This is a genomic window from Novosphingobium panipatense, from assembly GCF_900182875.1.
Classification (GTDB): Bacteria; Pseudomonadota; Alphaproteobacteria; order Sphingomonadales; family Sphingomonadaceae; genus Novosphingobium; species Novosphingobium panipatense.
In genome coordinates, this window is sequence record NZ_FXUI01000009.1 from 34,963 (window position 1) to 57,170 (window position 22,208).

Below are 22,208 nucleotides of genomic sequence, written 5' to 3' on the forward strand. Positions count from 1 at the left end.
GCGTCGCAGGCAGGCAAGGTTCATGGTGCAGCAACTGCGCCGCCGTGATCGCCTGCAACCGCCCCAGCTCCTCTACGCCCGGCTAAGAAGCATGGATCCGCTCGCCTTTGAGGAATTGCTGCTCGAAAGTTTGGAGCGTCGTGGTTTCAGGGTCATCAGAAACCATCGCTACACTGGCGATGGCGGCATTGATGGAAAGGTGATGATCGACGGCGCTCTGTGGCTCATCCAGGCCAAGCGCTATGCAACGGCCATCCGGCCCGAACATGTCAGCGCCTTCAATGCGCTGTGCCGGGCCAGCAACTGTCGCGGCCTTTTCATCCATACCGGCCGAACAGGGCCGCAGAGCCGAGAATCCATCGGTAACAGCAGCCACGTCGAGATCCTATCCGGGCGGAGGCTGCTTGCCCTGGTGACAGGCGGCCCGATAGCAGTGGCTGAAGTACCAGGCCGTGCCGTGCTTCCCGCGAAATCTCATCGAGCCACGCCGTGGCGGGCACGGTGATGTGGCGCCTTCTCTCGAGCACGACATGGGCAGTCACTGCCTTGCTGGCAGCATCGCCGGAACGGGCCATGGCCGCGCCCGAAAAAGTGCAGGAGGAACAGCGTATAGCTACCTGCATCCGTCACGCGTCGATGGGTCATGCGTGGCTGGAGAAGACGCTTTGGGGCCTGCGAGACCAGGAAGCAGGCTGGATCGGAGCTGAAGTCCGCAATAGCAATGGCTCGCATGATCTTGGCCCCTTGCAGATCAACAGCTGGTGGGTGCCGCGCATCGCCGCGCAAGTCGGGCACTCCGAATTGCAGGTACGACATTGGCTGCGCTTCGATCCCTGCTTCAACGCCGAAGCTGCGCGATGGATCTTTCTCTCCGGCCTACGAGCGGCGAAAGATTACTGGGCGGCAATTGGCCTTTATCACAGTCCGACTACTTGGCGGCAGCGCAGATATTCAGGTTCGGTCGCACGTCGGATGAAAATTCGCTTTGGCGAGAGCGTCTTTCACGAGCCGATGCGGACACATAATTAACGCTGGAAACATTGGCCAGCTACATCGCTGCGAGCGTGAAGGAATAGCTATAGTAGTGGGCTGCGGCGCCCGAGGGTGCCATGTCGCGGTGGCGCACGAGCAGAAGATAGCGACCGGCATCCGGCGAGGTAACGGTGAACTTGCCCGACGCATTGGTGTGGAGGTCGGCCGCCACTTTCTTTCCATCATAGAACCCGGCTTCCTGGAACAACCTCACGTCGGCGTTGGCCAGCCCCTTGCCGCTGTACAGGACCTTAATCGTGAAGGGCTGCGCTGTAGTGATCGATGTCGCGTTGCAAAGCGGATCGAATTTTGAACGCTGTGCCCCGCATATTTTAAGGCAGCAGCGCCGGCATCCTCCAGCCGTTCACCCTAGCGCCATGGCCCACTCCGGTTGCGAGGCACAAACAAGGACGGTTAAGCGGACTTCTACAATTTATTCAGATTGCGACTTCTAGAGAATGGCGACGTCGGCAGTTGTAGTTCCCCGCAAACACCGCTGCCGACATTGGAGACGAACTCGAGTATCGGTCCCGGTTTAATCCCTCCCCCGCAACCATACTCACCAAAGCCCACAGCCATCAGAAGATCCTAAGGCAGCTATTCGTGCATCTTTCCAATTAGGCGCCTCGAAGAACTGTAAGCCTCTCTTAAACCCGCCCAGATTAGCATCGTCGCGCTACCGACCAATGTCCGGCGTTGAACGCAGTGACAAGCCCGAACTCCGGCCTGAACATTCTTCGGTATAGCAACGCTCTCCAGTCGATGAACAAACCGATCGCGGTGCATCAAACCGGCAGCAGGGGAGATATCAGCTGGATCACGTAAGGAGGTAACACAGCGACGGCGGGTTTGGCGCGACTGTTACGTCTTCAAGCGCACATACCCCACGCGCCGTTAAGCGACCCTTCCACGGCACCCTTTCCCCCGCAGGGTTCAGCAGATCCAAGATTGGGCGGGGAAGCTATTTGCTGCTCCCCGGGGTCGGGCGCGGGGGTACGCCGGCGAAGGTGACCAGGCTTTCCGCACCTGTGGCTGCCAGAGCAGACACACCGAACACATGATCGTCGATGTTCACGTGACTGAGATCCAGCGACGCGCTGGCGGCGGGGACGTCGCGGTGATCGGTCCAAGCGATACCATCGGCGCGCCGCCAACGGACGCGATAGGCGGCGGCTTCCGGCACCGGTTGCCAGGTGACACGCGTATCGTCGCTGAGAGCGCCGGCGATCGATACACCGACCGGTGCTGCTGGTGCGCTTGCCAGTTCGCGAAGCACCGCGACATTGAGGGTGGTCACGCGGGACAGATAGGGGAAATCCACGAAGTCGATGGTGTCACCGTACTGGCGGCCGTTCTCGGTCCGGACTGTCTGGTGTTGGCGATCATAGTTTTCCGTCGCCTCGCTGAAACGAACAGCGGGGAAGCCTGCTTCGAGGAAGGGGGTGTGATCCCCGCCGCGCTGGAACCGGTCGGGACGCCGCACCGCGACCACATCAAGCCCGATGCCCTTGTTCGCGCCGGCGATGCGGACGATGGCCTTTGCCAAAGCGCGGGAAGGCGAGTCATCTTCGCCGCCGATCGCCCGCTGCTGCTTGATGCCTGCGGCATCGGCGGCGGTTTCTATGCCTTCACTGAACACGCGGACTCGATCGTCGACGTGCTGGCCGCCGATGCCGTGTGTGTTGCCTACGATGTCGTTGTTCAGCACGGCCGCGACTTTCCAGCCCCTTGCCTTGGCGGTGTCCGCGAGGAGCTTGCCGCCCCACAGGCCCTGCTCTTCGCCCGAGAGCACCGCGTACACGATCGTCGCCGGGAACTTCTCGCGCGAGAGCAACCGGGCGGCTTCCATCACGAGCGCCACTCCGGAACCGTCATCGTTCGCGCCCGGTGCGTTCGTGGTCGCGTCCATCACGTCGTTGACCCGGCTGTCGAGATGGGCCTGGACGATGACGACACGATCCGGATCGCCGCTGCCTTTTTGTATGGCGATCACATCCTCGACGCGAACGCCCTCGGGCGCTCTTGGCCCCGACGTGAAGGTGCCGATCGTCTCGACCGCAAGACAGCCTTCACAATCGCGGCCGATCTGCTCAAAGCGGCTTGAAACCCATCGCCGCGCCGCCCCGATCCCGCGTGTCGGGTGCGTCGTTGTCGACAGGGTATGGCGTGTCCCGAAGCTGACGAGCTTCTCGATGGTGCTGCGAAGCGAAGCAGGGTCCGGTGCAGAGGCAGATACCGGCGCGGCTGCGATGAGGAGAAGAGCGAACAGCGGCTTTTTCATGCACCCTGTGTGTTGCAATCACAGTGCATCCGCAAGACTGTTCGTTCGAAATTGCATCCGTCTCGGCAGCATGCACACGGCACGCCGTGCTCCTGCCCGTGTGCGGCGGGGGGCACTCAGTTGCCGCTATGTGTATGTCGAGTATCCAATGAGTCTCGCCTGAGATCCTCCCGTCTACTGCCCCTCCCAAACAAACGGCGTTTCAGGGCCATTACTAGGGCGACAAGCCTCCAACAGCTGCGTAGTCTCCCGTAGTCGCGAGCCGCAAGGTTCCTTTGGCGGTTCATGCATCACTATTCGGACATTCCTACTCGAAGGAGCGGATCATGCAGACCATGAGGGTCGCCATCGCGCGGCAGTTCAAAGCCCCTCTTTCGATAGAAGAGGCGCCGATACCGGTCCCGGGCCCGGGCGAAGTGCTGGTCAAGATCGTCGCAAGCGGCGTCTGCCACACCGACCTTCACGCGATCGACGGCGACTGGCCGGTCAAGCCGGCCCTGCCGCTGATTCCGGGACACGAGGGCGTGGGCCACGTCGTCGCCATAGGGCCGGATGTGGAAGGGCTGAAGGAGGGCGACGCGGTTGGCGTACCATGGCTACATCATGCCTGCCGCGCCTGCGAATACTGCGAGAGCGGGTGGGAGACGCTGTGCGAGAAACAGGCGAACACCGGCTACAGCGTCAACGGCGGCTACGCGGAATATGTCATCGCCAGCGCGCCGTTCGTCGGCCATCTTCCGGCGCAGACCGATTTTGTCTCGATGGCACCGATCCTGTGCGCGGGGGTCACCGTCTACAAGGGCCTGAAGGAGACTGAGGCGCGCGCAGGCGAATGGGTGGTGATCTCCGGGGTCGGCGGGCTCGGCCATGTCGCAGTCCAGTACGCCAAGGCCATGGGACTGCAGGTGATCGGTATCGACATCGGCGCGCCGAAGCTGGAACTGGCGAAGTCACTTGGCGCCGAGATTGCGCTTGATGCCACGGACCCCGACCTCGTTCAGACGATTCAGCGCGAGACGGGTGGCGGCGCCCATGGCGTGCTGGTCACGGCGGTATCTCCGGCTGCGTTCGGACAGGCCATCGCCTGCGCGCGCCGCCGCGCCACGGTCAGCCTGGTCGGTCTGCCGCCGGGAGACTTCCCCGCGCCCATCTTCGACGTGGTGCTGAAGCGGATCACCATCCGCGGCTCGATCGTCGGCACGCGCCGCGATCTCAGCGAAGCGATCGCCTTTGCGGCCCAGGGGAAGGTCAAGGCGCAAGTCGCGGCACGCCCGCTCGAGGAGGTCAACGATGTGCTCGACGACCTGCGGGACGGCAGGATCGAGGGTCGGGTCGCTCTGACGATGTAGGGCAAAGAGGGGCAGCATGAACAGACCAGCCGATCTTCCCCCATCATTATCGTCTGAAGCTTCCGGGGACGCGCCGTGGCACGCGGTCTCTCCCACCGAGGCTCTTGCGAGGCTGGACGTCACCCCGGCCGGACTTTCCGAGGCCGAGGCGGCCCGCAGGCGCGAACGGTACGGGCCGAATGCACTGCCGCAGGAGGCACGCGTCCATCCTCTGCGGCGCTTCCTGGCGCAGTTCCACAATCCGCTGATCTACTTCCTACTGGCTGCTGCCATCGCTGCGCTCGCACTGGCCCATCCGATCGATGCCGTAGTGATTCTGGCCGTGGTGATCGTCAACGCAATCGTCGGCTTCGTGCAGGAGGGCAAGGCGGAAGAATCGCTGAACGGCATGGGGTCGCTGATCTCGCCGCGCGCGGTGGTGCAGCGCGAAGGGCGCCGGCAATCGATCGACGTGGTCGACCTGGTCCCCGGCGATGTGGTCCTGCTGGAGCCGGGTGACCGTGTGCCCGCCGACCTGCGGTTGCTGAGGGCGCGAGGCCTCGCGATCGAGGAGGCCGCGCTTACCGGCGAATCCATTGCCGCGGAAAAGCAGGAGGACGCGGTCGCCCCTGACGCGCCGCTGGGTGACCGCACGTCGCTGGCGTTCTCGGGCACGCTGGTCGCCAAGGGACAGGCCACGGGCGTCGTGATCGCCACGGGTACGGCGACCGAGATCGGCCGTATCAGCGGAATGCTGCAGGCGGTGCCGGTGCTCGTCACACCGCTGATCCGGCAAATCAACCGCTTCTCGCACCAGCTGACCTTCACGATCCTGGGTGCTTCGATCCTGCTCTTTGCGTTCGCCGTGCTGATCCGGGGGTTCGTGTGGGATGATGCGCTGATATCCGTCGTCGCGGTGGCGGCGGCGGCGATCCCGGAGGGTCTGCCTGCGGTCATCACCATCACCCTTGCCATCGGTGTCCGGCGGATGGCGGCGCGCAATGCGGTGATCCGCAAGCTTCCGGCGGTGGAGACATTGGGGGCCACTTCGGTCATCTGCACCGACAAGACCGGCACGCTCACCCGCAACGAGATGACTGTGAGGCACGTCTTCACGGCAAGTTGTGCGCTTGACGTCGCCGGCTCGGGCTACGCGCCGCAGGGTGCGATCACGGAGGAGGGTGGCCGCGACGATGCTGCCGCGCTTGCCGATGCCGCTGCGATCCTGCGCTGCGGGATGCTGTGCAACGATGCCCGCCTGTCCGAGACTAAGGGCGAATGGACGGTTGCCGGAGACCCTATGGAAGGCGCGCTTCTGGCGCTGGGGATGAAGGCGGGGCTGGACCCTGTCCATCTCGCGGGCGAGTGGCCGCGGGTGGACGAGATTCCGTTCGATGCGGCTTACCGCTACATGGCGACGCTGCATCGGGGGCCAGGCGGGGAGCATGTCGTCTTTGTGAAGGGGGCGCCGGAGGCGGTGCTGGCACTCGCCGAACCGCAGGCCGATCCGGTCCGCTGGGACAACCTGTCAGCCAAGGCGGCGCGTCTGGGCGAGCGCCTGCTCGGCTTCGGCATGGTCCGCCTGCCCAAACCGAGGGAGCGTCTGCATGCGCAGGATATCGAAGGGCTGACGATGCTGGGCCTGATGGGCTTCATTGACCCGCCGCGCGAGGAAGCGCGTCAGGCCATAGCCGAGTGCCGCAGCGCCGGCATTGCGGTGAAGATGATCACCGGCGATCACGTGGAGACGGCGCGCGCGATCGCGCGCCAGCTTGATCTTGCGGATGATCCGGTGGCGATGACGGGGGCCGAGCTTGAGCGCCTGAGCGATGCGGAACTGGAGGATGTGGTCGGCCGCGTCAGCGTCTTTGCCCGCGCCAGTCCGGAGCACAAGCTGCGCATCGTGCGGGCGCTGCAGGCGCGCGGCGCCATCGTGGCGATGACCGGAGACGGGGTGAACGACGCCCCCTCGCTCAAGCAGGCGGACGTGGGCACCGCGATGGGGCTCGCCGGCACCGAGGCGGCGCGCGAAGCCTCGCAGATGGTGCTGCTGGATGACAACTTCGCTTCCATAGTCGCGGCCGTCCATGAGGGCCGCACCGTCTACGACAACCTGCGCAAGGTCATCGCCTGGACTCTGCCGACCAACGGCGGGGAGGCCATGCTGATGGTGCTGGCGATCCTCCTGGGCTTCACCCTGCCGATGACGGCGACGCAGATCCTTTGGATCAACCTTGTCACCACGGTGACGCTCGGCCTGGTGCTCGCCTTCGAGCCGCCCGAAACCGAGGTCATGCAGCGACCGCCGCGGCGGGCCGACGCGTCGTTGCTGTCGCCTTTCCTGTTGTGGCGCGTGATCTTCGTGTCGATTCTGTTCACGGTGCTGATGCTGGCGGTCTTCTTCGTGGCGCAGGCGCGGGGAGAGGACATCGCGACCGCCCGCACACTGGTGGTCAACATGCTGGTCATCGCCGAAACCTCCTACCTGTTCAACGTGCGCTATCTCCACATGCGATCGCTCACGTGGCGCGGTGCTCTCGGCACGCCGGCGGTCCTGCTGGCGATCGGCGGGGTGCTGCTCGCGCAGTTGGCCTTCACCTACCTGCCCGTGATGCACGACATCTTCGGGACGCGGTCGATCACGTTGCTCGATGGCGCGATCATCGTCGCGCTCGGCGTGGTTCTCTTCGTGGTGCTTGAACTGGAGAAATGGGCGATGAAGCATTTCGACTGGTTCGAGGAACTGCACTCCTGATCTTGGGCCGAACAAGGATAGACACATGACCGCACCCATTGTCGTCGCCACCGACCTGACCGCGCGCAGCGACCGCCCGTTCGACCGGGCGGTGATGCTGGCCGAGCAGCGTGGGGCGCGGCTCGTCATTGTGCATGCTGTGGAAGAAAGGAACGGCGTCGACGGCCGCCAGCGGATGCAGTGGGCGCGCCAGGCGCTCGACCGGGTGGTGGAAGACCTCACCGTCCCGTTCGAGGTGGTGCTCGAGCAGGGACCGGCGCCCCAGATGCTGGCGACCGTTGTCGAGGACTGGCAGGCGGCGTTCGTCGTCGTCGGAGCGGCGCGTTACAACCACGTCTCGGACTTCTTTCTGGGGACGGCGGTGGATTATCTCGTGCGGCGGGCGACGGCGCCGGTGCTGGTGGTGAAGGAGCGTCCGCGCGTGCCTTACGACGGCATCATCGTCGGAACCGACTTCTCTGAACGGTCAGCGCGGGCGCTTGGCACCGCGGCGGTTCTGTTCGACGGGCCCATCACTCTGGTCCACGCTTTCAGCAGGCCGCTTTCCAGACGGCTCGAGGCGGATGTCTCGCTTGAGCTGGGGGAAGCGTGGTCGCGTGAAGAGATGGAGCGTTTCCTCGCCTCGCCCACGGTGGCCCCCTGGCGAGACCGGATCACACCTCACAGCGTGGAAAGCGATCCGGCAGGCGCGGTTGAGAAGTTCGCCCGGCAGTACCGCAATCCTGTCGCGGTCGTGGGATCGCACGGCTGGGGCAGCATGGCGCATGTGCTGCTGGGGAGCCGCGCGTCCGATCTCCTGACCGCCATCGCGCAGGACATCCTCATCGTGCGCGATGGGTTGACGGTCTGAGGCCCATCACGAGCGGCAGCGTCGCACGGGGCCTGTCGGAGCATGTCCGGTGACCGCGGCAGCGCCCCCGCCGCCCTCCCAAAGCTCCCCGCAGCGGAAGCATTGTCACACCTGCGTTAGTGGAGGAAGGCCACTCATCCGCCTCGGCCGTTTACTGCCGGCAATTCTCTAGCAGGTGGAGCAGGCAATGGCGGAAGAAGGAGCGTCCCGGCGCATGGTACTGGGAGGAAGTGCGGCGGCCGGCTTTGCCATGGCGGCATCGCCGGTATTCGGGCAGCAGCCCGCCGCAGGGGGCACGAGCGCTCCCGCCGGGCTGAAGGATCCGCGGACGAAGTACACCACGGAGCCTTTTCCCGAGCAGCGGCAGCCCTGGCCCGCTCTTGCCGGCAAGATGAACCCACGACCCGATCACGGGGAGACAAGCTATCGGGGTTCCGGCCGCCTTGCCGGTCGCAAGGCGCTGCTGACCGGCGCCGACAGCGGCATCGGTCGCGCAGCCGCGATCGCCTTCGCACGGGAAGGCGCGGATGTGGCGATCAACTACTACCCGACCGAGGAGCCTGACGCGCGCGAGGTGGTGGATCTCATACGGCAGGCTGGTCGCAAGGCGGTGGCCATTCCCGCCGACATCCGTACCGAAGATGCCTGCAGGAGGCTCGTCGCGCAAGCTGCGGAAGGGCTTGGCGGGCTCGACATCCTTGTCAACAACGCCGCCTACCAGCAGAGTAAAGCCGACATCAGCGAAATCTCGGATGAGCAGATGGTGCGGACGTTCGAAACCAACATCTTTGCGATGTTCCGCATCAGCAAGGCTGCCATTCCGCTGATGCCGGCGGGTTCCGTGATCATCAACACGGGTTCCGTGAACTCCTACGATCCGGGCGAGGAACTGCTGGATTACGCCAGCACGAAGGGAGCGGTGCTCATCTTCACCAAGGGACTGGCGAAGCAGCTCGCCAAGAAGGGCATCCGCGTCAACATGGTGGCGCCCGGGCCGATCTGGACGCCATTGCAGGTGGCGGGCGGGCAGTTGCCCGGCAAGCTTGGAGAGTTCGGCCAGGACACTCCCCTGGGCCGCGCGGGACAGCCTGCAGAACTGGCGCCGCTCTTCGTCATGCTGGCTTCGGATGAATCGAGCTTCAGCACCGGGACAGCCGTGGGCGCGCATGGAGGAAAGGGAAGCCCCTGAGCGCGCTCGGCGCCGGCACAGGGCTTCCGGCGCGGCTGTCCATCAGATGGTGCGGCGAGGATCGGTACCGTCCCAACGGGCCGCTTCGCGCCTGATCATGGCGAACAGTTCCACCATCGGCGGCAGGGGCGCGGTGACCTCTACCAGCGGGCTCAGTCCGTCACGCGCGAGATCGAGATAGGCGAAGCGCGACAGTGGCAGGCGACCTTCCAGCACGACGGGGACGTCGTTCTCCCGCGCGTGGGCCAGCGTGCCCTCGTAGTCATCGATCCAGGTACCGTAATGGTGTACTCCGCTGTTGCCGCCATCAAGGAAGTCCCGGTACGTCGAGGGGGCAGGGCCAGGCTGGATGAGTTCGATCATCGTGTCGCCGCTGTAGCTGATCGATACGCCGCCAAAGATCGGCTCGTTCAGCGCCACCGGCTTCTCGGCAACGGAGAGTTCCTCGAAATGCAGGGGGAGCGGGAAGTCGTAGAAGGGACCGACGCCCATCGTCCCGGTCCAGTGCGCGACCGCCTGGTCAAGATCAGGCACGACGTACGCGATCTGGAAAATCCTGCCATAGATCCTGCTCATCGCGAAAGGCTCTCCCGCTGTGCTCCTTTGCCGGCGTCATGGTGACTCGACAGTCCGGCGAGAAATAACAAACAACCATGACTGTTTGTCAACTGCCTTGGCCCATTCGGTTAGGGCACCCGGATTGACTACGCCGAGCCGCGCCCAGGTCGCTCCTCGCAAGTGTCCGAGAAGGCAAGGTGTCTTGACCTTTCTGGCAATTCCACCACGGCCCGGCGATGCTCGAACCGTCCCTGTTGACACCGCACCACCCCGGAAGAACGCTTTGGGACGACGCATCGGAGAAGGAAACCGCCCGATCAAGCCAGGCTGGCGGACCCGACGAGCGCTGTGGGAGTGAGTGCATGAGCGGACGGCGGACGGCGGCAGGCGTCGCTACGGTGTTTGTCTACCTCTCGACGGTATCGCCGGTCGTGGCGCAGCAGGGCGATGGCGGCAGCGCCGTCGATGCCGCGCGCGGCGACATCATCGTGACTGCCCGCAAAAGGAGCGAGCGCCTCCTGGATGTGCCGGTGGCGGTTTCCGCGCTGTCGCAGGAGCAGTTGCAGCGCTACGCCACGGTCACGCTGACCGCGATCAGCCAGCAGGTGCCGCAACTGGTCATCGCGGAATCGCAGAACCAGGTGGGTGGCTCCATCAATCTGCGGGGCATTGGTTCGGGGATATCGAATCCGTCCACTGAAACCGCAGTCACCCTGAACGTTGACGGGGTGCCGATCAGCTACGGCAACGCCATCCGGCTTGGCCAGATAGATTTGGAACGCGTGGAGGTGCTCAAGGGGCCGCAGGCGCTGTTCTATGGCAAGAACAGTCCGGGCGGCATCGTGTCGCTGGTTTCGCAGGACCCCGGGCCAACCTTCGAAGCGAAGGTGCGCACCGGGTACGAGTTCGCCGCCGACCAGCGTTTCGTGGAGGGCACCGTTTCAGCCCCTCTTACCGAAACGGTCGGCGCACGCGTCGTGGGCTACTATTCCAAGGAGGACGGCTGGTTCCGCAACGTCGCCGAGCCCCTGCCGGGTGTCACGGCGGGGCCGGCGGCGGACAGCTACAACGCCGAAGATGTCTTCGTGCGCGGAACCCTTGCCTTCGCTTCACCCGATGATGCGACGCGGATCGCCGGAAAGGTCGCATACGGTCGGCGGACGCGCGACGGCGTCGGTCCCACCGGAGGCTCCCAGATCGTGTTCTGTCCGGGTGGCACCAGCCGCTTGTCCGGCGCGATCGACTGCAAGCTGAACCGCGACTTCTACAGCGTCATACTGCCTGCGCGCATGGTTACCCTCGACCCGACCTTCGGGGATGGGGTACCCTTCGTCAGGTCCACCCAGTTCCTGGCCTCGCTCTCGGCGGACCAGGATCTCAATGACGAGCTGACGCTGTCCTCCGTGACGGGATACTATCGCCTTGGCGAGAAGTCGGTCGACCCGTTCACGTTCTCCAACGTACCGTACTTCGGCGCCTCCAACGATATCGTCGCGGACGCGGTGAGCCAGGAGGTGCGCGTCGCGACCGACTTCGATGGCCCTTTCAATGTGCTGTTCGGCGGCTTTTTCCAGGATGCCCACTTCAAGATTCGCCAGGCTTTCGGTGTCGACTTCGGCGGCGCAGCGACACCGTTCCTGGTAGGCTCCACCTTCTATGACGTGCACACCACGGCCTACTCCGTGTTCGGGCAGGCGCGCTACAGGCTGATCGACACGCTCGAACTGGCGGCGGGCGGACGCTATTCGTGGGAGCGCAAGACGCTCTTCGGTACCTCGTTCGGCAGCCCGATCGACGTGCTGAAGCCGCGCCGCAACTACGAGGATTTTTCGCCCGAGATCACCCTGACCTGGCGGCCGAACAGCGATCTGACGCTTTACGCCGCCTATCGCGAGGGTTTCACCTCGGGCGGGTTCAACACCGTCCCCACAACCCTCCGCTCACAGGCGAACCAGGCGTTGCCCCGGGTCGATCTTTCCTATGGCCAGATGACGGCCAGAGGAGGCGAGGGTGGCATCAAGGGGTATCTTGCCGGCCGCCAGCTCCTGTTCGACCTAGTGGGCTACTACTACAAGTACGAAGGCCTTCAGCTCTCCCGCTATGACAACGCGTCCTTCACGCAGCTCACTCAGAACGCCGGAGGTGCCGAGATCAAGGGCGTGGAGGCCAGTGTCACCTTCCGGCCGGATGCCGTAGCGGGCCTGTCGATCAACGCGGCCGCTGCGTACAACCGGTCGCGGTATACCGACTTCATCGGAGGGTGCTACGCTGGCCAATCCGTGGCGGCGGGGTGCAACCTCAACCCGCGCAACCCCGGCCTGCCATCACCCACGTACGGAACCGCAGCCAATCCCTATCAGGATCAGGATCAGACCGGACAGCGCCTGTTCCGCGCGCCCGAATTCACGCTGACAGCCGGCGTGGCCTACGACCACAGCTTTTCGGATGCGCTGGGCGCAACCATCGCCGTCGATACGAACTATTCGAGCAGCTACATCACGCAAACCGAAGCGAACCCCCTCAACCGGCAGGAGGCCTATTGGCTCCTGAACGGAACGGTCACGCTCAACGGCGGCAGCGACAAGCCGTGGGAGGTGGCGCTGATCGGACGTAACCTGACGAACAAGCTTTACGTAGTGGCGGGTTCGGTGGTCGGGGCGACTGCAAGCGGGACCGGCACGAGCACAACGGTACAGGGCGACGTTCTTGGAACCGCCAGTCCGCCACGTTCGATAACCTTGCAGCTGACGTTGAAGGACAGTCTCCTGAACCGCCGTTGACGGACCTCCCTGCCACGTGGAGCGCAGGGGTGGTGCTGTGCCTGCTCCAGCCCTATAGAGTCAGTCCCAGCATAAGGACGCAAGCCCGTGTACCATTCGAAGACCAGCGCAGCCCACCTTGTCTTCCCGGTTCATCACGGTGTCCATGTCCAGCTTTCTCACCCTTTCCGGCATTTCGGCCGCCACGCCTGACGGCCGTCCTCTTTTCCATGATCTGACCCTCTCGCTCGGTGCCGAGCGGGTTGGCCTCGTCGGGCGCAATGGTTCCGGCAAGTCGACCCTGCTGGGGATCGCAGCAGGTGACGCGGAGCCGCTTTCCGGCACGGTGCATCGTACCGGCACTGCGGGCAGACTGCTTCAACGTTGGCGGGGCGAGGACACGATCGCAGAAGCGCTTGGCGTCGCCGATCCACTTGCCATCCTGAATCGAATAGAGGCCGGAGACGGCACGGACGCCGATCTGGACGACGCGGACTGGACGCTTCCGGCCGCCATCGAAAGCGGACTTGTCCGCGTCGGATTGGCAGGGCTGGATCTGCACCGGCGGATGGAGAGCCTTTCAGGCGGCGAGCAGACCCGCATCGGCCTGGCGCGGCTTGTTCTCGAACGACCTGACCTCCTGCTGCTCGACGAACCGACGAACAATCTGGACAGCATCGGGCGCGAAGCGATCGAGCAGTTGATTGAAAGCTGGCGAGGCGGAGTGCTGGTGGCAAGCCATGACCGCGCGCTGCTCGAGCACATGGATCGCATCGTCGAACTCAATTCTACGGGGGTGCGGATTGTCGGGGGCGGCTGGTCCGCTTTCGCCGCAGCGCGTGAGGCTCAGCGCGCGCTCGCGGAAACGGAGCGGGAGCGTAGCCAGGCGGCGCTTCGCTCCACCCTGGACGCGGCCCAGGCTTCCCGTGAGGCGAAGCAGCGGCGTGACAGCAGGGGACGGGCTTTCGCAGCGCGGGGATCGGAGCCCAGGATCTTGCTGGGTGCGCAGGCGGAGCGGGCCCAGAACAGCGGCGGACAGGCCCGGCGGCTGGCCGATCGACAGGTCGAGGAGGCCACCCGAACGCTGGAACTGGCGCGCGCCCGCGTTGAGATCCTGACCCCGCTTACGATAGAGGTGCCGGCTACCGGTCTGCCGCCGCACACCGAAGTGCTCGCGCTGGAAGAGGTGGAGGCCGAAGTCGGCGACCGACAGTTTGGGCCGTGGACGTTCGCCCTCCACGGTCCGGAACGGGTCGCGATCACCGGGCCCAACGGGGCAGGCAAGTCGACGCTGCTGCGCCTTGCCATGGGCGAACTCGTGCCGAGCAAGGGTACCGTGCGGCGAGCTTCCCAGCGCGTTGCGATGCTCGACCAGCATCTTCGCCTGCTTGATCCGCAAGACACCATCCTGGGCAACCTGCGCCGCCTTCACCCGCTGCTTGACGAGGAGGCCGCCCATGCCGCCTGTGCCCGCTTCGCTTTCCGCAGTCGTGACAACCAGCGGATCGTCGGAACTCTGTCAGGCGGCGAGCGGCTGCGGGCGGCACTGGCGGTCGTTCTGTCTGCACCGCAGTCCCCCTGGTTGCTCATCCTCGACGAACCTACCAACCATATGGACATCGAATCGACCGAGGTTCTCGAAGCAGCGCTGCAGGCTTTTGACGGCGCATTGCTCGTCGTCAGTCACGATGCTCGCTTCCGCGAAGCAGTCGGGGCGATGCGAACTCTCACGATCGGCGATGATCGTGTGGCGGGCACGAGGTAACGATGCTGCACTCGTTGAGTGCGGGCACGCCCATCGCAGGGACGCTTCCGCGCTCTGTCGTGCGGTCACGATGTGGGCGTGCTTCCTTGCGGAGAGCTGTCGCGCGGCAGATCGGCCTCGTCGCCGGGGGCTTTCTGCACCGAGCCGGGATCGTGACCGGGCCGGTCCACGATGCCGATGGTCGTCGACGTAATGGCCATGGCGGCCAGGAACATGACGAGCAGTCCAGCCGCAATCCAGGCCGACTTGCGAAACCTTTTCCGCGCACCCGGCGGTGCATGACGCTCGTTCATCGGGTCATGATGTTGATCGGACAAGATTTTCACTCCGGCATTGTCGAACTTCGTATGGGGAACAACAGGCGTAACACTTTACCCGCGACGGAGTTGCGGAAGGTTGCCGCACGTCCGGCTATGGCGGATTTGCACAGCGAAGGGCGACAACTCTGCGCGACTTCGCGCATTAGGACACATGCTATCCGGCGGTATCAGGCCGTGGTTCTGTAAGGCTATGCTGTAGTGGCGATCTTTCTTCGTCTGCTGATCGTTGCGCTGATGCTGGGGGGCATCGTGCTGGGCGCGCGGGAATGGCTGCGCCGCCATCCCGAGCACGATCCCCGGGCGCCCCTGACCCTGAGTACGCCGGATGGCTGGATGACCGCTCGCAAGGTGGCTGCTCTGCGTGAAGACCGCGATCAGTGCCGGGCCTTTCTCAGGCGAAGCGGGATAGAGGAAACCGCGCTGGCCCCTGTCGGCACGGGCGAGTGCAGGAGAGATGACCGCAAGGTGCTGAGGGCCCCGGCGCGGTTCGACGTCGCGCTAAGTCCCCGCAGGGCCCAAGCCACCTGCGCCGTCGACGCTGGCCTCGCGCGGTGGCTGAACAATGGCGTTCAGCCGGCCGCGAAGGCGCTTCTGGGCCAGGCCGTCGTGCGGATCGAGCAGCTGGGCACGTACAGTTGCAGAAGGATCGGCGGGGGCGATGAAGGAAATTGGAGCGAGCACGCGACCGGCAATGCGATCGACATATCGGCGTTCGTGCTGGCGGACGGCACCCGCATCAGCGTCCTGCGCGACTGGGGTGCCGCGGCCGACGAGCCGGACGGGAAGAGCCTGTTCCTGCGTACTGTGCGAGACCGTGCGTGTGCAGCGTTCTCGACGGTCCTCTCGCCTGAATACAATGCGGCACACGCCGATCACCTCCACCTCGACCAGGCGCGACGCGGCGGCAGCTGGACCGCGTGCCGCTGAGTCTCGTCGGGTCGCCTCGGATCGTGCCCGGCACCGCCAAATGCTGGCTGCCAAACTCTTAATGCAGGTGATTGGCGGGCCCCCTGACCGCAGATTTGCCTTTACCTCGTCACGGCAATGGGTGACCCTTCAGCCGGGGATATAGGAGAGATGCGACATGGATGCGAAGACAGGTGAGATGGCCTGCCCCATGGGCAAGCCGACAACCGTGCGCTCACTGCTTGGGCGAACGAACCGCGATTGGTGGCCCGAGAGTCTCCCTCTGGAAATCCTCAACCAGGGCGGCCTTTCGGCTGACCCCATGGGCGACACGTTCGACTATGCCGAAGCGTTCAAAGCCCTGGACTACGATGCGCTCAAGGCGGACCTGAAAGCCCTGATGACGGACAGCCAGCCTTGGTGGCCGGCCGACTACGGGAACTACGGCGGTCTTTTCATCCGGATGGCCTGGCATGCCGCAGGGACCTATCGCACGGCAGACGGGCGCGGCGGAGCCAACAGTGGCCAACAGCGTTTCGCACCGCTCAACTCCTGGCCGGACAACGGCAACCTCGACAAGGCACGTCGCCTCCTCTGGCCGATCAAGCGCAAGTACGGCAAGAACATCAGCTGGGCCGACCTGTTCATCCTCACGGGGAACGTCGCGATCGAGTCGATGGGTGGTCCTGTGTTCGGCTTCGGCGGCGGTCGCCGCGATGTCTTCGAGCCGGAGCGCGACATCTACTGGGGCAGCGAAGAACAGTTCGTCGGCCATCCGGACAACAAGACGCGCATCCTTCCCGAGGAGGAACTTGAGCTCGAGAATCCGCTGGCAGCGATCCAGATGGGCCTCATCTACGTCAATCCCGAAGGCCCGGGCGGCGTGCCCGACCCCCTGCAGTCGGCGCGGGACATCAAGGTGACGTTTGAGCGCATGGCGATGAACCATGAGGAAACTGTCGCGCTCACCGCAGGCGGTCATACCTTCGGCAAGGCCCACGGCGCGGGTGATCCCAGTCTGGTGGATGCGGCGCCTGAGGCTGCGGATATCGCTCTGCAGGGGCTGGGATGGGCCAGCGCCCACGAAAGCGGCTTTGGCGCGCATACGATCACCAGCGGCATCGAAGGCGCGTGGGTGAACACGCCGACGGAGTGGTCCGAGAACTATTTTCGCCTCCTGTTCGACTACGAGTACGAGCTTGTCCGCAGCCCGGCCGGTGCGCACCAGTGGCAGCCGATCAACCAGAAGCCCGAGGACATGGCACCGGCGGCTCACGACGCATCGCTGCGGGTACCGACGATGATGACGACCGCCGACATGGCCTTGAAGGTCGACCCCGAGTTCCGGGCCATCTCGGAACGGTTTCGCAACGATCACGAAGCGTTCAAGGATGCCTTTGCACGCGCGTGGTTCAAGCTGACTCACCGCGACATGGGTCCCAAGGTCCGGTATCTCGGCCCGGAAGTGCCGGAGGAAACGCTGATCTGGCAGGATCCCGTGCCGCCGGGTCAGCAGGCTTCCCAAGCGGACGTGGCGGCGTTCAAGACGGCGATCCTCGACGCCGGCCTGACCGTCGGCCAACTGGTGAAGACGGCGTGGGCCTCGGCCTCAACCTATCGCAGGTCCGATCATCGTGGTGGTGCGAACGGTGCGCGTATCCGGCTGGCGCCGCAGCGGGACTGGATCGTCAATGAGCCGGAGGAACTGGCGGGCACGCTCGCAAAGATCGATGAACTGCGCGGCGGGCTTTCGATGGCCGATGCGATCGTGCTCGCGGGGACGACTGCGGTCGAAAAGGCCGCCGGGGACGCCGGGTTCTCCATCGAGGTGCCGTTCAAGAGCGGACGCGGCGACGCCACTGAGGAATGGACGGACGCGGACAGCTTCGCGGTGATGGAGCCGGTGGCCGACGGCTTCCGCAATTACCTGAAGACCAAGCACTCCGTGAAGACGGAGGAGCTTCTGCTCGACCGTGCGTCGCTTCTGGGGCTTTCCGTGCCGGAAATGACGGTGCTGGTGGGCGGCCTGCGCGTTCTGGGTGCCAACTACAAGGATGCGCCGGAAGGCGTTTTCACGACCCGCAAGGGGCAACTGACCAACGACTTCTTCGTCAACCTGCTGGATAACGACACCTTCTGGAAGGTGATCGATGAAAGCGCCGACGAGGAGTTCATCGGCTACGATCGCGGAGGTCAGCAGGAAAAGTGGCGGGCGACCCGCACTGACCTGATCTTCGGCGCAAACAGCCAGCTGCGCGCGGTTGCGGAAGTCTATGCCGAAGTGGGCCACGAGGAGAAGTTCGTCCGGGACTTTGTCAGTGCCTGGACCAAGGTGATGAACGCAGACCGTTTCGATCTGCCGCAGAACCCGGACAGCGTGGAGCCTATTGGCATCGCCGAACCCGCCACACGCTGATTGCCGCCCGTTGCCCGGTCACCTCTTCGTTGACCGGGTGACATCCCCGGAAGCCACCGCCGCGGAAAAGGAACTGGCAGGTGGCCCGGCGCAGACGGAAAGAGGGGTGGAAGTCCATGAGCCGACCTCCCGCGCGCAAAGGCCCCGGGCTTCTCGCCAAGGTGCTTCTTGTGCTGATCCTTTTGGTCACGGCGCTCATCGGATGGGCGGCCATCCGCTCCTTCCAAACGCCGGTGCAGCCTGAGAGCCAAGCCCTGCCGCCAGCCCCGGTGGGGTGACCCGGCACCAGCGCAGACCGCCGCCACCGCACTCTTGCAGTGTGGAGCGTTGCTACAAGTAAACGGCCGAGATCGCCGGTGGCATGCGCGGCTCAGGACGTTATCCCGCAGCGCGGCGCAATGTCAGGGCTTCTGCGCAAACCAGATCAGGTGGCGAAATCCCTTGCCATTTGGCCGGGCTCGCACTTCCTCTTCCGAAACCCGGAAGCCGGCCTCCTGGAGACGTACGGTGAAGGCCGGATCCGCGTAGGCGGACCAGATCGCGAGGATGCCGCCGGAACGCAACGCGGCCATGGCTCTGTGCAATCCTGCAACGGAGTAGAGGCCATCGTTGCTTCTGCGGGTCAGACCCTCGGGTCCGTTGTCCACGTCCAGAAGGATCGCATCATAGGCGTCCTGCGCAGAGTCGATCAGGAGCGCGACGTCTTCGCCCACGACCGTGACGCGAGGATCGTCAAGGCAGCCGTCCGTGAACGCGCGCATGGGCCCTTTCGCCCAGGTGAGGATCTCCGGGACGATCTCCGAAACAACGACATGCGCGTCCTCGTCAAGTACGGACAGGGCGGCGCGAAGCGTATACCCCATCCCGTAACCGCCGATCAGGAACTGCAGCGCCGGCCGGTCGGGCAGACGCTCGCGCGTCATGATCGCCAGCGCCTCTTCCGAGGCACTGGCTTTCGTGCTCATCAACTCGTTGTCCTCGAGGAGGATCGTGAACGCCTCGCCATGCTGCACCAACCTCAGCTCCACGCCATCGGGCACGAAGGCGGTGCCAACCAGTTTATCGTCGATCATGACAGCTGCGCTGCCGCGCTGGAGAAGTCGTGGGCGAGCCCTGCGGGCGCGAGCGGGGGAGCAGGTGGCGGAGAGAACATGCAAAGGCTCCGGACAAAAGGCGGGAGCACGTCTGCTGTCTCTCAGTCGCCAGCGCGCCCTGTCGGTGCTGCCGATGACGCAGCGATAGTCATGTTTTTGCATTGCCGCCAGCGATATACGCCATCGGGCGGACCGGATTTTCTGCCGCTGTGGCTTGTTCAGACCGCGACAGCTCCCCTAAGCTGGACCTTCAGCCACATGGAGTGCAGTTTTGGAGTCCGTTTCGATTGTCCTTTTCCTGCTGCTGGCGGTCGTCGTCAGCGGTGCCGTTGCAAGGATGCTGCCGTTTGGCATCCCGACGCCGCTGGTCCAGATCATGCTGGGCGGCGCGATCGGAATGTTCACGTCGCACCGTGTCGAACTGAATCCCGAGCTTTTCCTCTTCCTGTTCCTCCCGCCCCTGCTTTTTCTGGACGGGTGGCGCATACCGAAGGACGAACTCTTCAAAGACCTCTCTACCGTGGTGGAACTGGCGCTGGGCCTGGTGCTGCTGACGGTCGTGGGCATGGCCTTCCTGATCAACTGGATGATCCCGGCAATGCCGCTGGCGGTGGCCTTCGCCCTGGCGGCGGTTGTCTCTCCCACGGATCCGATCGCGGTTTCAGCGATTGCGGCGCGCGTGCCTATTCCCAAGCGGATGATGCACATCCTGGAGGGCGAATCGCTGCTCAACGACGCCTCTGGCCTTGTTTGCCTGCGCTTCGCGGTCGCCGCCGCGCTTACCGGCACCTTCTCGGCCGGGGCTGCCGCTCTTGATTTCCTGTGGGTCGCTGGGGCGGGGCTGGCGATCGGCGTCGGGGTGACGCTGGCGGCCACTCGCGCCAAGGCGTGGGTGTCCGGCCGATGGGGAGAGGATACGGGGTCGCAGATCCTCGTCAGCCTGCTGATCCCCTTCGGCTCCTACCTCCTTGCCGAACACGTCCACGCTTCCGGCATCCTCGCGGCAGTGAGCGCCGGCGTGACGATGGCCTATGCCGAGATCTCGCGCCAGGCGCTGGCGGCGACCCGGATGCGCCGCAACTCGGTCTGGGACATGATCCAGTTCACGCTAAACGGCATCATCTTCGTCCTGCTTGGCGAACAGATCCCCGGTATCGTCGAGAGTGCGGATCGGACAGTGGCGGCAACCGGCCACACGCAACCCTGGTGGTTGGCCGTGTATGTGCTGGCCATCGTGGCCGGGCTGGCGATCCTGCGCTTCCTATGGGTCTGGGCCTCGCTCAAGCTGACGATCCTGCGCAAGGGACGGCAGGTTGTCGGCGTCCAGACACCCGATTTCAGGCTGATCGCGGCCACTTCGGTGGCCGGGGTTCGAGGCGCCATTACCTTGGCGGGCGTACTGACGCTTCCGCTGACGCTGAGTGACGGCACGCCGTTTCCAGCCCGGGATCTGGCGATCTTCCTGGCTGCAGGGGTGATCGTGGTGTCCCTGGTGCTTGCCAGCGTCCTGCTTCCCCTCCTGCTGAAAGGCCTTGCCATGCCGCCCGAGCCTGCACGGCAGGCAGAGGAGGATGCTGCCCGGATTGCCGCCGCCGAAGCCGCTATCCGGGCAATAGAACGGCATCAGCACGAGCTGGCGGAGAGCCACGGCGAGGCGGACATCTTCGCGGAAGCCGGTGGGCAGGTGATGGACCTCTATCGTGAGCGGATCGACGGACTGAGTGACCGCAATCCCGGCGAGGTCCGGGCAAGCGATCGGTTGCTGCGCGACTTCCGGCTTGTCGGTCTCAGGGCCGAACGCGCGGCTCTGGAACAGCTCGTGCGCGGTCGCAGCGTGAGCAGCGATCTAGCCCGTAAGCTGACGCGCGAGCTTGATCTTTCGGAGGCGCGGTTCGGTTCCTCAGGGCATGCCTAATCGCGTTCGGGAGCGGAGGGCGCCTGCTCCAGCAGGGAGCGCAGCTCAGCATTGGCGCGCTTTTTTCCGTCCCGGTCGAGGGCCTCGAGCGTGGCACGCGCCATTGCGGAGTAGGGCTGCAGGAGCGACGGCGTGTCCCGCTCAATCGCGCGCAGATGGCTGGCCACGGTGCTCGCGTCTCCTCTCAGGATCGGGCCGGAAAGCGCACTCATCCCGCGGGCGAGGCTGTTCTCCAGCGCGGCCCTTGCCAGGGGGGCCAGAAAGGCGCCTGGATCCGGCGCGCCGGCAGTGGCCAGCGCCTCGCTCGCTCCTGCGATAAGAGTTACAAGGTGGTTCGCGGCATGGCACAGGGCGGCGTGGTAGAGAGGACGTTGTGCCTCACTGATCTCGACGGCCGTGGCGCCGATCGCCTGCACCAGCGCTAGACCCTGTGTGATGGCCGCCGGGCTGGATCCCGTTACGGCGAAGTGCGCGGTCGGCAGCCGCTCCAGTTCCACCACCGTGTCACCCGTGAAGGTCATCGCCGGGTGAATGGCCGCCGTCAGCGCACCGCCGCGTTGAAGCCCGGACAACGGAGCTGTCCCGCTGCTGCCGCTGACGTGGAATATGAAGGGGCGATGGTTCAGGGAAGCTGAAGCCATGGTTTCGGTTACGAGCGGGATGGCGTCGTCCGCCACGGCTATCGCGATCAGGTCGCAGGCAGAGGTGAGGGCGACGAGATCGCCTGCGGCGACGGCTCCGCCATTGCCCTGCAGGGCTTCATCCACACGCGCCGGATTTCGGCCCCACAGGAGGGGCGGCGCTGCCGAGCACGGGGCGAGGGCGGCGGCGAGCACGCGGGCCACGCGGCCGGTGCCGACGATGCCCAGTCTTGTGGCGAGAGGACTCTGCGTCATGGCAGGCGTTTAGCGTCCCGCCGCGCAACTTGCACGAGCGAGATCATCGCCAGCCGATAGCATCCAGGGGAAGGCCGGGTCAGGCAGCTCTGCTAAGTGCAGCTTTCGTCCGCTTCACGCGTTCTTGTCGCGCAGGGTCCGTGC

At 64.9% G+C, this 22,208-nt stretch carries 18 protein-coding genes; 12 read left to right on the top strand and 6 right to left on the bottom strand.

Translation table 11 applies throughout. From position 1 onward, the window contains the following. Positions 1-22: 22 nt before the first annotated feature. Both QOL62_RS13670 and QOL62_RS13675 read left to right on the top strand, forming a co-directional pair. Positions 23-505 (top strand): restriction endonuclease, encoded by a 483-nt coding sequence (locus QOL62_RS13670; protein ID WP_283406673.1) that lies wholly within the window; start codon positions 23-25, stop codon positions 503-505. A 68-nt stretch (positions 506-573) separates the two neighbouring features. Next, positions 574-1,029 (top strand): lytic transglycosylase domain-containing protein, encoded by a 456-nt coding sequence (locus QOL62_RS13675; protein ID WP_230588527.1) that lies wholly within the window; start codon positions 574-576, stop codon positions 1,027-1,029. 19 nt (positions 1,030-1,048) lie between these two features. Here QOL62_RS13675 and QOL62_RS13680 read toward each other — a convergent pair whose 3' ends face one another. Next, positions 1,049-1,363, bottom strand: a complete 315-nt coding sequence (locus tag QOL62_RS13680) for a DUF4198 domain-containing protein (protein ID WP_080726995.1) — start codon at positions 1,361-1,363, stop codon at positions 1,049-1,051. 630 nt (positions 1,364-1,993) lie between these two features. Continuing rightward, entirely contained in the window at positions 1,994-3,313 is a 1,320-nt protein-coding gene (locus tag QOL62_RS13685) for a M20/M25/M40 family metallo-hydrolase (RefSeq protein WP_283406674.1), read from the bottom strand. 323 nt (positions 3,314-3,636) lie between these two features. Here QOL62_RS13685 and QOL62_RS13690 point away from each other — a divergent pair, with 323 nt between their 5' ends. The 4 genes from QOL62_RS13690 (at position 3,637) to QOL62_RS13705 (ending at position 9,435) form a co-directional block, all read left to right on the top strand. Further along, positions 3,637-4,662 (top strand): zinc-dependent alcohol dehydrogenase, encoded by a 1,026-nt coding sequence (locus QOL62_RS13690; protein ID WP_103729608.1) that lies wholly within the window; start codon positions 3,637-3,639, stop codon positions 4,660-4,662. 16 nt (positions 4,663-4,678) lie between these two features. Beyond that, a complete protein-coding gene (locus tag QOL62_RS13695) occupies positions 4,679-7,396 on the top strand; it encodes an HAD-IC family P-type ATPase (RefSeq protein WP_283406675.1) in 2,718 nt (905 codons plus the stop codon). Between the two features lie 25 nt (positions 7,397-7,421). Next, entirely contained in the window at positions 7,422-8,246 is an 825-nt protein-coding gene (locus QOL62_RS13700) for a universal stress protein (protein ID WP_283406676.1), read from the top strand. 187 nt (positions 8,247-8,433) lie between these two features. Next, positions 8,434-9,435, top strand: a complete 1,002-nt coding sequence (locus QOL62_RS13705) for an SDR family oxidoreductase (RefSeq protein WP_283406677.1) — start codon at positions 8,434-8,436, stop codon at positions 9,433-9,435. A 42-nt stretch (positions 9,436-9,477) separates the two neighbouring features. On the opposite strand, the gene QOL62_RS13710 is transcribed toward QOL62_RS13705, so the two are convergent. After that, positions 9,478-10,011, bottom strand: a complete 534-nt coding sequence (locus QOL62_RS13710; protein WP_283406678.1) for a VOC family protein — start codon at positions 10,009-10,011, stop codon at positions 9,478-9,480. A gap of 344 nt (positions 10,012-10,355) precedes the next feature. Here QOL62_RS13710 and QOL62_RS13715 point away from each other — a divergent pair, with 344 nt between their 5' ends. Then, on the top strand, positions 10,356-12,773 hold the full coding sequence (locus QOL62_RS13715) for a TonB-dependent receptor (protein ID WP_283406679.1): 2,418 nt from the start codon (positions 10,356-10,358) through the stop codon (positions 12,771-12,773). A 145-nt stretch (positions 12,774-12,918) separates the two neighbouring features. Beyond that, positions 12,919-14,517, top strand: coding sequence for an ABC-F family ATP-binding cassette domain-containing protein (locus QOL62_RS13720; RefSeq protein WP_283406680.1), 1,599 nt, complete (start codon positions 12,919-12,921; stop codon positions 14,515-14,517). A 65-nt stretch (positions 14,518-14,582) separates the two neighbouring features. Here QOL62_RS13720 and QOL62_RS13725 read toward each other — a convergent pair whose 3' ends face one another. Continuing rightward, positions 14,583-14,834 carry a hypothetical protein gene (locus QOL62_RS13725; RefSeq protein WP_146049665.1) on the bottom strand — a complete coding sequence of 84 codons (252 nt, stop codon included), beginning with the start codon at positions 14,832-14,834 and terminating at the stop codon, positions 14,583-14,585. Between the two features lie 201 nt (positions 14,835-15,035). On the opposite strand from QOL62_RS13725, the gene QOL62_RS13730 reads away from it, so the two are divergent. From QOL62_RS13730 to QOL62_RS13740, 3 genes are all read left to right on the top strand, one after another. After that, complete coding sequence (locus QOL62_RS13730; protein WP_283406681.1) at positions 15,036-15,764, top strand: extensin-like domain-containing protein; 729 nt, start codon at positions 15,036-15,038, stop codon at positions 15,762-15,764. 157 nt (positions 15,765-15,921) lie between these two features. Next, complete coding sequence (katG, locus tag QOL62_RS13735; RefSeq protein WP_283406682.1) at positions 15,922-18,159, top strand: catalase/peroxidase HPI; 2,238 nt, start codon at positions 15,922-15,924, stop codon at positions 18,157-18,159. 116 nt (positions 18,160-18,275) lie between these two features. Further along, positions 18,276-18,437 (top strand): hypothetical protein, encoded by a 162-nt coding sequence (locus QOL62_RS13740; RefSeq protein WP_158250669.1) that lies wholly within the window; start codon positions 18,276-18,278, stop codon positions 18,435-18,437. A gap of 123 nt (positions 18,438-18,560) precedes the next feature. On the opposite strand, the gene QOL62_RS13745 is transcribed toward QOL62_RS13740, so the two are convergent. Beyond that, positions 18,561-19,232, bottom strand: coding sequence for a spermidine synthase family protein (locus tag QOL62_RS13745; protein WP_283406683.1), 672 nt, complete (start codon positions 19,230-19,232; stop codon positions 18,561-18,563). Between the two features lie 292 nt (positions 19,233-19,524). Here QOL62_RS13745 and QOL62_RS13750 point away from each other — a divergent pair, with 292 nt between their 5' ends. After that, the gene (locus tag QOL62_RS13750; protein WP_283406684.1) at positions 19,525-21,168 is read left to right on the top strand and encodes a Na+/H+ antiporter; all 1,644 of its coding nucleotides are present in this window, start codon (positions 19,525-19,527) and stop codon (positions 21,166-21,168) included. Here QOL62_RS13750 and QOL62_RS13755 read toward each other — a convergent pair. Further along, complete coding sequence (locus QOL62_RS13755; protein WP_283406685.1) at positions 21,165-22,064, bottom strand: Rossmann-like and DUF2520 domain-containing protein; 900 nt, start codon at positions 22,062-22,064, stop codon at positions 21,165-21,167. The genes QOL62_RS13750 and QOL62_RS13755 overlap by 4 nt on opposite strands. Between the last annotated feature and the right edge of the window lie 144 nt (positions 22,065-22,208).

Coding starts and splice junctions, on each gene's coding strand:
- QOL62_RS13695 (WP_283406675.1), top strand. CDS start 4,679: ATGAACAGACCAGCCGATCTTCCCCCATCATTATCGTCTGAAGCTTCC.
- QOL62_RS13710 (WP_283406678.1), bottom strand. CDS start 10,011: ATGAGCAGGATCTATGGCAGGATTTTCCAGATCGCGTACGTCGTGCCT.
- QOL62_RS13685 (WP_283406674.1), bottom strand. CDS start 3,313: ATGAAAAAGCCGCTGTTCGCTCTTCTCCTCATCGCAGCCGCGCCGGTA.
- QOL62_RS13740 (WP_158250669.1), top strand. CDS start 18,276: ATGAGCCGACCTCCCGCGCGCAAAGGCCCCGGGCTTCTCGCCAAGGTG.
- QOL62_RS13715 (WP_283406679.1), top strand. CDS start 10,356: ATGAGCGGACGGCGGACGGCGGCAGGCGTCGCTACGGTGTTTGTCTAC.
- QOL62_RS13675 (WP_230588527.1), top strand. CDS start 574: ATGGCCGCGCCCGAAAAAGTGCAGGAGGAACAGCGTATAGCTACCTGC.
- QOL62_RS13670 (WP_283406673.1), top strand. CDS start 23: ATGGTGCAGCAACTGCGCCGCCGTGATCGCCTGCAACCGCCCCAGCTC.
- QOL62_RS13745 (WP_283406683.1), bottom strand. CDS start 19,232: ATGATCGACGATAAACTGGTTGGCACCGCCTTCGTGCCCGATGGCGTG.
- QOL62_RS13700 (WP_283406676.1), top strand. CDS start 7,422: ATGACCGCACCCATTGTCGTCGCCACCGACCTGACCGCGCGCAGCGAC.
- QOL62_RS13705 (WP_283406677.1), top strand. CDS start 8,434: ATGGCGGAAGAAGGAGCGTCCCGGCGCATGGTACTGGGAGGAAGTGCG.
- QOL62_RS13755 (WP_283406685.1), bottom strand. CDS start 22,064: ATGACGCAGAGTCCTCTCGCCACAAGACTGGGCATCGTCGGCACCGGC.
- katG (WP_283406682.1), top strand. CDS start 15,922: ATGGATGCGAAGACAGGTGAGATGGCCTGCCCCATGGGCAAGCCGACA.
- QOL62_RS13720 (WP_283406680.1), top strand. CDS start 12,919: ATGTCCAGCTTTCTCACCCTTTCCGGCATTTCGGCCGCCACGCCTGAC.